Annotated in this window: 13 protein-coding genes; 8 read left to right on the forward strand and 5 right to left on the reverse strand. The window is 73.2% G+C overall.

The window, feature by feature from the left end; translation table 11 throughout:
• Nucleotides 1-117: 117 nt before the first annotated feature.
• Both ABZ719_RS15145 and ABZ719_RS15150 read left to right on the forward strand, forming a co-directional pair.
• Complete coding sequence (locus ABZ719_RS15145; RefSeq protein ID WP_037857985.1) at nucleotides 118-348, forward strand: hypothetical protein; 231 nt, start codon at nucleotides 118-120, stop codon at nucleotides 346-348.
• Nucleotides 349-484: 136 nt separating this feature from the next.
• The gene (locus ABZ719_RS15150) at nucleotides 485-1,123 is read left to right on the forward strand and encodes an HU family DNA-binding protein (protein ID WP_037857983.1); all 639 of its coding nucleotides are present in this window, start codon (nucleotides 485-487) and stop codon (nucleotides 1,121-1,123) included.
• A gap of 106 nt (nucleotides 1,124-1,229) precedes the next feature.
• Here ABZ719_RS15150 and ABZ719_RS15155 read toward each other — a convergent pair whose 3' ends face one another.
• Both ABZ719_RS15155 and cofC read right to left on the reverse strand, forming a co-directional pair.
• Nucleotides 1,230-1,433, reverse strand: coding sequence for a hypothetical protein (locus tag ABZ719_RS15155; protein ID WP_037857982.1), 204 nt, complete (start codon nucleotides 1,431-1,433; stop codon nucleotides 1,230-1,232).
• A 223-nt stretch (nucleotides 1,434-1,656) separates the two neighbouring features.
• Nucleotides 1,657-2,295 carry a 2-phospho-L-lactate guanylyltransferase gene (cofC, locus tag ABZ719_RS15160; protein ID WP_366725638.1) on the reverse strand — a complete coding sequence of 213 codons (639 nt, stop codon included), beginning with the start codon at nucleotides 2,293-2,295 and terminating at the stop codon, nucleotides 1,657-1,659.
• A 154-nt stretch (nucleotides 2,296-2,449) separates the two neighbouring features.
• On the opposite strand from cofC, the gene ABZ719_RS15165 reads away from it, so the two are divergent.
• Genes ABZ719_RS15165 through ABZ719_RS15175 form a run of 3 tightly spaced genes read left to right on the forward strand, consistent with a single transcriptional unit; the run spans nucleotide 2,450 to nucleotide 5,521 of the window.
• Entirely contained in the window at nucleotides 2,450-3,289 is an 840-nt protein-coding gene (locus ABZ719_RS15165; protein ID WP_366725639.1) for a lysophospholipid acyltransferase family protein, read from the forward strand.
• Nucleotides 3,286-4,305 (forward strand): NAD(P)H-dependent glycerol-3-phosphate dehydrogenase, encoded by a 1,020-nt coding sequence (locus ABZ719_RS15170; RefSeq protein WP_366725640.1) that lies wholly within the window; start codon nucleotides 3,286-3,288, stop codon nucleotides 4,303-4,305. Before ABZ719_RS15165 ends, ABZ719_RS15170 begins: the two co-directional genes overlap by 4 nt.
• Before the next feature lie 58 nt (nucleotides 4,306-4,363).
• Nucleotides 4,364-5,521, forward strand: coding sequence for a D-alanine--D-alanine ligase family protein (locus ABZ719_RS15175; protein ID WP_366725641.1), 1,158 nt, complete (start codon nucleotides 4,364-4,366; stop codon nucleotides 5,519-5,521).
• 112 nt (nucleotides 5,522-5,633) lie between these two features.
• Here the strand turns inward: ABZ719_RS15175 and ABZ719_RS15180 are convergent, their stop codons facing one another.
• Nucleotides 5,634-6,119 (reverse strand): DUF3515 domain-containing protein, encoded by a 486-nt coding sequence (locus tag ABZ719_RS15180; RefSeq protein ID WP_037862136.1) that lies wholly within the window; start codon nucleotides 6,117-6,119, stop codon nucleotides 5,634-5,636.
• Nucleotides 6,120-6,140: 21 nt separating this feature from the next.
• Entirely contained in the window at nucleotides 6,141-6,374 is a 234-nt protein-coding gene (locus ABZ719_RS15185; RefSeq protein ID WP_366725642.1) for an Lrp/AsnC ligand binding domain-containing protein, read from the reverse strand.
• Nucleotides 6,375-6,592: 218 nt separating this feature from the next.
• Between ABZ719_RS15185 and ABZ719_RS15190 the strand changes: the two genes are divergently transcribed.
• Nucleotides 6,593-7,558, forward strand: a complete 966-nt coding sequence (locus tag ABZ719_RS15190) for a thiamine-phosphate kinase (RefSeq protein WP_037862137.1) — start codon at nucleotides 6,593-6,595, stop codon at nucleotides 7,556-7,558.
• Nucleotides 7,555-8,364, forward strand: a complete 810-nt coding sequence (gene thiD, locus ABZ719_RS15195; protein WP_366725643.1) for a bifunctional hydroxymethylpyrimidine kinase/phosphomethylpyrimidine kinase — start codon at nucleotides 7,555-7,557, stop codon at nucleotides 8,362-8,364. Before ABZ719_RS15190 ends, thiD begins: the two co-directional genes overlap by 4 nt.
• Nucleotides 8,365-8,634: 270 nt before the next feature.
• Here the strand turns inward: thiD and rpmB are convergent, their stop codons facing one another.
• Nucleotides 8,635-8,820 carry a 50S ribosomal protein L28 gene (gene rpmB, locus ABZ719_RS15200; RefSeq protein ID WP_003993230.1) on the reverse strand — a complete coding sequence of 62 codons (186 nt, stop codon included), beginning with the start codon at nucleotides 8,818-8,820 and terminating at the stop codon, nucleotides 8,635-8,637.
• A gap of 266 nt (nucleotides 8,821-9,086) precedes the next feature.
• Between rpmB and ABZ719_RS15205 the strand changes: the two genes are divergently transcribed.
• The coding region (locus ABZ719_RS15205; protein WP_366725644.1) for a DAK2 domain-containing protein at nucleotides 9,087-9,973 on the forward strand (887 nt) is incomplete at its 3' end.

Genomic DNA, 9,973 nt, shown 5'->3' on the forward strand with positions numbered 1-9,973 from the left:
GTTGCCGGGGTACGTGAGGTCCGTGTCCTCGGTCGGCGAGCGGGCCGGAAACCCCGCCGACGGCGGCAGTTGCCCCCTGCGCAGGCGACAACTCGCCCCAGATGGCACAATCTGTGCATGGACAACGACGGCCAACTCGAGCTCTATACGGCGGTCGCGGCCCAACTCAAGGAAGCGCACCGAAGGGTGCGCGCACTGCAAGTCCCGGAGGGCGTACGGATGGCGCTGACCCGGAAGCTGCTGGTCATTACGGCCGCGGCCAAGCACGATCTCGCCGGTGCGACCAGGCGTCTGGAGCGGTTCACCGCGGACCTCGACGAGGGCCGAATCCCCGGCGGGGAAGGCTGAACAGCCCGAGACCGCCGAGTCCGTTGCGGCACAAGGGTGATTAGCCCGTTTCGTGTTTGATTTGCGGTATATATCTGCCTAACGTGCGAAAAAGCTTGAACACTTTCGTTCCGGCCAGGTCTCCGAAGGGGAAGACGTGAACAAGGCGCAGCTCGTAGAAGCGATTGCCGACAAGATGGGTGGCCGGCAGCAGGCCGCCGACGCCGTCGACGCGGTACTGGACGCCATCGTCCGCGCGGTCGTCGCGGGAGACCGGGTCTCGGTCACCGGCTTCGGGTCCTTCGAGAAGGTGGACCGCCCCGCCCGCTACGCCCGCAACCCGCAGACGGGTGAGCGGGTGCGGGTCAAGAAGACCTCCGTTCCCCGCTTCCGGGCCGGTCAGGGCTTCAAGGACCTGGTGAGCGGCTCGAAGAAGCTGCCGAAGAACGACATCGCGGTGAAGAAGGCCCCCAAGGGCAGCCTGTCCGGGCCGCCCGCCACCATCGCCAAGGCGGTCGGCAAGAAGGCCGCCGCCAAGAAGACCACGGGCGCCGCGAAGAAGGCCGCCGCCAAGAAGACCACGGCGGCGGGTGCCGCGAAGAAGACCACCGCCAAGAAGACGACGGCCGCGGCGAAGAAGGCGACGCCCGCCGCCAAGAAGACCACCGCGGCGGGTGCCGCGAAGAAGACCGCGGCCAAGAAGGCCCCGGCCAAGAAGGCGACGGCGAAGAAGGCCCCGGCCAAGAAGTCGACCGCCCGCAAGACCGCCGCCAAGAAGACCGCCCGCAGCAAGTAGGCGACCGGGTACTCACGCGCCGGGCCGGACTCCCGAGGGAGCCCGGCCCGCGGCATGTGCGGCGGCCGTTCGCCCGCTCACGACGGTCCGGCCGCGTCCGGCGAGGTCAGAAGGTCTGCAGCGTCACCAGCGTGATCCGCAGGCCGCTGCCCTCACCCTCGGTCTCGATCCGCACCCGCTGGCCCGGGCGCAGCAGCCGCAGACCCCCCGCGTCGAACGCCCCCGCGTCGAAGGGCACCGGCGTGCCGTCGTCCAGGAGCACCTGCCCGCTGCGGCTTTCGGCGTCGTACGTGTATGCGGTGGCCTGCATGACGGCAGCCTACTGCCCCCCTCCGGAGCCCGCCCGCCCCTGCCCGGCCTCCCGGATCCCGGCCTCCGTTCCACGCCTCCCGGATCCCGGCCTCCCAGTTCCACGCCTTCCGTTTCCCCGGCCTTCCGCTTTCCGGTCTTCCCGGCCCGGCCGGCCCCTCCCGGCCTCCCCTTCCCGGGACCCCGCGTGTTCCGGGATCACCTTCCCCCCTCCCCGCCCGTTCTCAATGCCCGGCGGTCAGCAGCCGTGCCGCCGCGGCCGCCGTGCGCGGGCCGACCCCCAGGGCCAGGGCCGCCCGCAGGTCGTCGCCGGTGTCCACGTCCTGGCGTACCGAAGGCACCGAGTCGAGCCGCAGTTCCACCGCCCCGGATTCCCGGTGGCGGCCGCGGGAACCGGTGCCGAAAGCCGGCCGCAATTCCTGGTCGGGGGCGACCGCGAGCAGGGTGGTGCCGATCTGTGCCGCGTCCGCGAGAAATGCGCGCGGGAATTCCGCCGCGGCGTCCAGGACCCGGGCCAGTTCCGCCGGCCGCAATGCGGGCAGGTCCGCGTTCAGGGCCGCCACCGGGCGGGCCCCGCCCGTCGCCCGGACGGTCGCCGCTCCGTGCGCCAGCGCGGCGTTCAGGCCGGCCCGCGGGGCGTCGGGGACGATCCGCGCGCCCAGCACCGCCAGCTCCCGCGCGGCCAGCCGGTCGTCCGTGACGACCGCCACATCCGCGACCGCGGGGCAGTCCAGCGCCGCCGCCACCGTGTCCTGGGCGAAGGCGAGCGCCAGCTGCGGGCGTACGCCGTCGTGGGCGGTGTCCGAGAGTCTGCTCTTGGCCCGCGACAGGGGCTTCAGGGGGATCACCAAGGTCCACTGCACGGGCGTTCGTCCCTCTCTCGTCGCGGACATTCTCCCTGGCCCATCGGGGCGCGGGCAGGCCGGGGCGTACGGTGTCCCTCGACAGACCGGCGGCCTGGGGCGACACTTGTGCGGCCCCCCGGCCCACAGGTCAGCCCTAGAGGAAGGTGTTCGTGTGCCCCGCCGCAGAATCGGCTTCTGGTACCGCTTCGCAGCGGTGATCTGCAAACCGCCGCTGGTGGTTCTGATCAAGCGGGACTGGCGTGGAATGGAGAACATGCCGGCGGAGGGTGGATTTATCACGGCGGTGAACCACAATTCGCACATCGACCCCTTCGCGTACGCCCACTTTCAGTACAACACCGGCCGCGTCCCGCGATTCCTCGCCAAGAGCGGGCTTTTCAAGAAGGGATTCGTCGGCGCCGCCATGCGCGGCACCGGGCAGATCCCCGTCTACCGGGAGAGCACGGACGCGCTGAGCGCCTTCCGCGCCGCGATCGACGCCGTGGAGCGCGGCGAGTGCGTCGCCTTCTACCCCGAGGGCACCCTCACCCGCGACCCCGACGGCTGGCCGATGACCGGCAAGACCGGTGCCGCCCGGGTCGCGCTGCAGACCCGGTGCCCGGTGATCCCGGTCGCCCAGTGGGGCGCCAACGAACTCCTGCCGCCCTACGCCAAGAAGCCCAGGCTGCTGCCCCGCAAGACCCACCACGTGCTGGCCGGCCCGCCGGTGGACCTCTCGCGCTTCTACGACCGCGACATGACCCCGGAAGTGCTGAAGGAGGCCACCGAGGTCATCATGGCCGCCGTCACGCGCCAGCTGGAGCACATCCGCGGCGAGAAGGCGCCCGCCGTGCCGTACGACCCGCGCCGTGAGCGGATCGAACAGCGCCGCAGGACCCAGGCCCAGGCCCAGGCCCAGGCCCAGGCGGCCCAGGGCCGGACCGGGGCCGCGCGGGAACAGGACGAGGCAGCGCGGGAGAAAGCGGTGCAGGAAGAGGGGCAGGGCACGTGAGCAAGCCGGACCAGCCGGTCAGGGCGGCCGTCTTCGGCACCGGATCGTGGGGCACCGCCTTCGCCGTGGTCCTCGCCGACGCCGGCTGCGAGGTCACCCTGTGGGCCCGCCGCCCCGAGGTGGCCGAGGCGGTCAACTCCACCCGGACCAATCCGGACTACCTGCCCGGCATCGAACTCCCGCGCACCGTGCGGGCCACGACGGACCCCGCCGAGGCCGCCCGCGGCGCCGACTTCACGGTCCTCGCCGTGCCCTCCCAGACCCTGCGCGCCAACCTGGCCGCATGGCGGCCGCTGCTGGCCCCGGACACCGTCGTCGTCTCCCTGATGAAGGGCGTCGAACTCGGCTCGGCCATGCGCATGAGCGAGGTCATCGAGGACGTCCTGAAGGTCGGACCCGAGCGCATCGCCGTGGTCACCGGACCCAACCTCGCCCGCGAGATCGCCGCCCGCATGCCGGCCGCCGCCGTGGTGGCCTGCACCGACGCGGCTGTCGCCCGCCGGCTCCAGGCCGCCTGCCACACCCCGTACTTCCGGCCGTACACCAACACCGACGTGGTCGGCTGCGAACTGGGCGGCGCCGTCAAGAACGTCATCGGCCTCGCCGTCGGCATCGCGGACGGCATGGGGCTCGGCGACAACGCGAAGGGGTCCCTCATCACGCGCGGGCTCGCCGAGACCACCCGCCTGGGCATGGCCCTGGGCGCCGACCCGCTGACCTTCGCCGGCCTGGCGGGCCTCGGCGACCTGGTGGCCACCTGCTCCTCGCCGCTCTCGCGCAACCACACCTTCGGCACCAACCTCGGCAAGGGCATGACGCTCCAGGAGACCATCGCGGTCACCAAGCAGACCGCCGAGGGCGTCAAGTCCTGTGAGTCGGTGCTGGATCTGGCGCGCCGGCACGGCGTCGACATGCCCCTGACCGAGACGGTCGTCGGCATCGTGCACGAAGGCAAATCCCCGAAGGACGCCGTCAAGGAGCTGATGTCGCGCAGCGCGAAGCCCGAACGACGCTGAGCGACCCGCGTTTCCCAGCCTGCCCCGGGGCTCTACCACCGGGTACTCTCATCGCGATATGAGCACCGAGAACCTCCCCCAGAGCCCCGAGCAGCCGCCTCGCAAGCCGCGCGTGGCCGTCGTCTGCGGCGGCCGCAGCTCCGAACACGGGATCTCCGTGGTCACCGCGGGTGCGGTGCTGCGCGCCATCGACCGGACCAAGTACGAGGTCCTGCCGATCGGCATCACCCGGGACGGCCGTTGGGCCCTGACCGCGGACGACCCGGACCGCATGGCGATCACCGACCGGCGTACGCCCAGCGTCGACGACCTCGCCGAGACCGGCGAGGGCGGCGTGGTGCTCCCCGTCGACCCGGGCAGCCGTGAAGTCGTCTACAGCGAGCCGGGCTCGGTGCCCAAGGCGCTCGGCGAGGTCGACGTCGTCTTCCCGGTGCTGCACGGCCCCTACGGCGAGGACGGCACCCTCCAGGGCCTGCTGGAGCTGTCCGGCGTGCCCTACGTCGGCTCGGGCGTGCTCGCCTCGGCCGTCGGCCAGGACAAGGAGTACATGAAGCGGGTGTTCACCTCCTTCGGGCTCAAGGTCGGCCCGTACGTGGTGATCCGCCCGCGCGAGTGGGCGGGGGACCGGCCGGCGGCCCGCAAGAAGATCGTCGACTTCGCCGGCGAGCACGGCTGGCCGCTGTTCGTGAAGCCCGCGCGCGCGGGCTCCTCGATCGGCATCACCAAGGTCGACGACCTCTCCGGCCTGGACGAGGCGATCGAGGAGGCCCGGCGGCACGACCCGAAGGTGCTCGTGGAGGCCGCGGTGCGCGGCCGGGAGATCGAGTGCGGGGTGCTGGAGTTCGAGGACGGCCCGCGTGCCTCCCTGCCGGCCGAGATCCCGCCGCCCCAGCAGCACGCGTACTACGACTTCGAGGCCAAGTACATCGACTCCACGCCCGGCATCGTGCCCGCCCCGCTCACCGGGGAGCAGACCGCCGAGGTGCGCCGGCTGGCGGTGGAGGCGTTCGAGGCCGCGTCCTGCGAGGGGCTGGTCCGCGCGGACTTCTTCCTCGACGAGGACGGCGAGTTCGTCATCAACGAGATCAACACCATGCCCGGCTTCACGCCCATCTCGATGTACCCGAAGATGTGGCAGGCCACCGGCGTCTCCTACGAGGAACTGGTGGACCGCCTCATCCAGGCGGCGCTGAACCGGCCGACCGGCCTGCGCTGAAAGCGCCCCGCAAGGGGCGCGGGGCGGTGCCGGCACGCGTACCGACGCGGGCCGCGGCGCCGCCGGTCCGGGCCCCGCGGCGCCGCCCCGCCCCCCGCCCCCGGCGAAGATCTCAGTCGGCGATCCCCTCGGGGATCGCCTTCTTGACGGCCGGGGCCAGGGACACCAGCGGGGCCACGCCGTTCCCGGTGCGGCTCGCGGGCAGGCTGACCTCCACGTAGGCCTTGCGCAGGGTGGTGGTGAAGCGGAACGATCCGTCCGGCTGCTTCTGGAGCAGCCAGCCGACCCCGTCCACCTCCGCGCCGTCGGCCTCCGGGTCGTCCATCTCGGCGGGCCGGGGGACACCGCAGCGCAGTATGATCGCCGGGCTTCCCCAGCCCGCGGTGAGCGCGGAGCCGGGCCGCGGGTCCTTGCGGCTCAGCCCGTCCACTTTCTGCGGCAGTGCTCTGTCCAGGTTCCCGCACAGCTTCGCGACCGCCGTGTCCGGGCTGGGAACCGCGGCGGTGGCACGGTCGTCGCTTGAGGAGCAGCCCGCTGCGGTGATCAGCGCGGCGAGGGCGACGGGCAGGCCGAGCAGCCGGTGACGGAAGGAACTCACCGGCCCAAGGGTAGACGGGGGCTACAGATGCACGACCGGGCAGGTCAGGGTGCGGGTGATGCCCTCCACTTGCTGGACCTTGGCGACCACCATGCGACCCAGGTCGTCGACGGTGTCGGCCTGCGCGCGCACGATGACGTCGTAGGGACCCGTCACGTCCTCGGCCTGGATCACTCCGGGCAGTCTGCTGATCGTCTCGGCGACGGTCGACGCCTTGCCGACCTCCGTCTGGATCAGGATGTACGCCTGTACCACGGAACCTCCAGGGCGGCCACGAGGATCATGTGGGGAAAAGGAACGCCACGGTATCGCGTCGCCGCACGCCACGGGGAGACCCGGGACCGACGTGGCCCGCGCGCCGGGGTGCAGGTAGGACTGAAGTCGACGGACACCACGACCGTAACGAGGCCCGCGCACACGCGCGAGTGGGAACCCGACCGGGAACGCACAGGGACAGAAGGGGCGTAAGGGCAATGAAGGGCACTGTTGGTGAACTCGGGGAGTTCGGGCTCATCAGGGAGCTCACCTCCCGTCTCACCACCACCCCGGCGGTCCGGGTCGGCCCCGGCGACGACGCCGCGGTGGTCGCCGCCCCCGACCGCAGGGTCGTGGCGAGCACCGACATACTCCTGGAGGGGCGGCACTTCCGCCGCGACTGGTCCACGGCGTACGACGTGGGCCGCAAGGCCGCCGCGCAGAACCTCGCGGACATCGCCGCCATGGGCGCCGTGCCGACCGCGCTGCTGCTCGGCCTGGTCGTCCCCGCCGAACTGCCGGTCACCTGGCCCACCGAGATGATGGACGGCCTGCGCGACGAGTGCCAGGTCGCCGGAGCTTCCGTGGTCGGCGGCGACGTGGTCCGCGGCGACACGATCATGGTGTCGATCACCGCCCTCGGCGACCTGCGCAACCACGAACCGGTGACCCGCGCGGGCGCCCAGCCCGGCGACCTCGTCGCCGTCACCGGCTGGCTGGGCTGGTCCGCCGCCGGGTACGCCGTGCTCTGCCGCGGCTTCCGCTCCCCCCGCGCCTTCGTCGAGGCCCACCGCAGGCCCGAACCGCCGTACCACGCGGGCCCCGCCGCCGCCGGACTCGGCGCGACCGCGATGTGCGACGTCAGCGACGGACTCATCGCCGACCTCGGGCACATCGCGGAGGCCAGCAAGGTCCGCATCGACGTCCGCTCCGGCGCCATCGACATCCCCTCGCAGATGAACGACATCGGGCAGGCCGTCGGCGTCGACCCGCTGCAGTGGGTGCTGACCGGAGGGGAGGACCACGCGATCGTGGCGACCTTCCCCCCGGACGTGAAACTGCCGGCCCGCTGGAAGGTGATCGGCGAAGTGCTCAACCCCTCGGCCCTGCCCCAGGTCACGGTCGACGGCGCCCCCTGGACCAAAAAGGGCGGCTGGGACCACTTCGGGGACATCGAGTCGTGAGCGCCGCACCCCCGCGCGTCCTGACCGTCGCCGGTTCCGACTCCGGCGGCGGCGCCGGCATCCAGGCCGACCTGAAGACGATGCTCGCCCTCGGCGTGCACGGCATGAGCGTGCTCACCGCGGTCACCGCACAGAACTCCCTGGGCGTGCAGGGCGCCTGGGAACTGCCGGTGGAGGCGGTCCGGACCCAGTACCGCAGCGTCGTCGACGACATCGGCGTCCAGGCGGTCAAGACCGGCATGCTGTCCTCGGCGGAACTGGTCGAGGCGGTCGCCGCGTTGCTCGCCGGCACGGACGCGCCCGTGGTCGTCGACCCCGTCGGCGTCTCCAAGCACGGCGATCCGCTGCTGGCCGCCTCCGCCCTGGAGTCGGTGCGCACCGCACTGCTGCCCACGGCCACCGTCGCCACCCCCAACCTCGACGAGGTCGCCCAGCTCACCGGCGTCGAGGTGACCTCGGAGGAACAGCTGCGCGAGGCCGCCGACGCCGTCCTGGCGTACGGCCCGGCCTGGGTGCTGATCAAGGGCGGCCACCTCGCGGGAGACGCCGTCGACCTGCTCACCGACGGCCGTGAGGAACACTGGCTGCGCGCCCCGCGCCACGACAACCGGCACACGCACGGCACGGGCTGCACCCTGGCCTCCGCCGTCGCCGCGCAGCTCGCCAAGGGCCAGTCCGTGCCCGAGGCCGTGACGGCCGCCAAGGAGTACGTCACCGGGGCCATCGCGGCCGGCTTCGCGCTCGGCGGCGGGATCGGTCCCGTGGACCACGGCTGGAGGTTCCGCACACCTCACGGCGCCGGGTAGTCCGCCGGCCCGGACGCGGTGGCCGCCCTCCCGGTGAGCCGGCCGGAGAAACGGGCCATCCCGCGAGAGCCGGGCAGCCGGCCCGTCCGGCCCCGGCCGCGCCACCCGCCGGCGGCGGACGCACCACCCCCGGCGGCGTGAAGGCCTTTCCCCGGATTCCGGCAGGCGGGCGCGGTACCCGGCGTCCGGGTACGGCAAAAAGCCGGCCCACCTGACAGGTGGACCGGCTCAGTGCAGCGAACCGGCAGTGGCCGCGCGCTCAGCTGAGCGTCAGCGCGAGACCTTGCCGGCCTTGATGCACGAGGTGCAAGCGTTCACGCGCTTCGGCGTCCCGCCGACCACGGTACGCACACGCTGGATGTTCGGGTTCCAGCGACGGGACGTACGGCGGTGCGAGTGCGAGATGTTGTTGCCGAAGCCCGGCCCCTTGCCGCAGACGTCGCAGTTGGCAGCCACGGGTCACTCCAAAGACTTCAGATGCACTTACGGTTGATCCCGGCATGCCGGGATCAGGATCCGGAGGCTCGGAGAGCACGCTGAATCTGAGTGGCGGTGCCAGGGGGAAGAGCCCGACAGGATCGGGCAACCGGAGCAGCATACAACGCCTGCTCCCGTACAACGAAACTACCATGGCGGCTCAGGGGCCCGCCCGGGCCCTCCTCCGGCGGGCGCCGCCCCTGGGTCTACGCTGCCGTCCGGTCCAGCAGCTCGAGGAGGCGCAGGTGGCGCAGGTGGCGCAGACGTTCGACGCGCCGGCGGTGCGCACCTGGTGCGGCCTGGCCCTGCGCGCCCTGGGTCGCGCGCGCGAGGAGATCGACGCGATCAACGTCTATCCCGTGGCCGACGGCGACACCGGCACCAATCTCTACCTGACCGCCGAGTCCGCCGCCGCGGCCGTCGAGGCCGTCTTCGCGGGCCACGAGGCGGCCGGTGCGGCGTCCGGCGGCCCCTCGCTCTCCGAGGCCGCGCGCGCGATGGCGCACGGGGCGCTCATCGGCGCCCGCGGCAACTCCGGCACGATCCTCGCCCAGCTGCTGCGCGGCATGGCGGAGGTGCTCGCCGCCGACGGTGACCACGCTCACACCGACGGCCGCGGGCTGCGGCTCGCCCTGCGGCGGGCCGCCGACTCGGCCCGGCAGGCCGTGGCCCACCCCGTCGAGGGCACGGTCCTCTCGGTCGCCTCGGCCGCCGCCGACGCGGCCACCGGCGCGGAGGGCGACTGCGGGGCGGTGGCACGGGCGGCCTACGAGGGCGCGTGCGCGGCCCTGGCCGCGACCCCCGGCCAACTGGCCGTCCTGGAGCGCGCCGGGGTGGTCGACGCGGGCGGACGCGGCCTGGTGGCCGTCCTCGCGGCCCTGGTCGAGACGTTCACGGGGCAGGCGCCGTCCGCCGCCCGCGAGGTGCCCGCCGGGAAGCCGCCCGCCGCCCGGGGACCGGGCGCGCGGACCGGGCCGGGGGAGGGCGGCGCCCCGCCGGTGCGGGCGGCCGGAAACCGGTCCGGGGGGGGGGCCCCCCCCGCCGGGGGGGGCGCCCCCGCCCCCCCCCCCCCCCGGGGGGGGGGGGGGGGGGCGGCCCCCCCCCCCCCGCCCCCCCCCCCCCCCCCCCCCGC

The sequence above is a fragment of the Streptomyces sp. NPDC006743 genome, from assembly GCF_040703815.1.
Classification (GTDB): domain Bacteria; phylum Actinomycetota; class Actinomycetes; order Streptomycetales; family Streptomycetaceae; genus Streptomyces.

Coding starts and splice junctions, on each gene's coding strand:
- ABZ719_RS15190 (WP_037862137.1), top strand. CDS start 6,593: ATGAAGGGCACTGTTGGTGAACTCGGGGAGTTCGGGCTCATCAGGGAG.
- ABZ719_RS15155 (WP_037857982.1), bottom strand. CDS start 1,433: ATGCAGGCCACCGCATACACGTACGACGCCGAAAGCCGCAGCGGGCAG.
- ABZ719_RS15145 (WP_037857985.1), top strand. CDS start 118: ATGGACAACGACGGCCAACTCGAGCTCTATACGGCGGTCGCGGCCCAA.
- ABZ719_RS15175 (WP_366725641.1), top strand. CDS start 4,364: ATGAGCACCGAGAACCTCCCCCAGAGCCCCGAGCAGCCGCCTCGCAAG.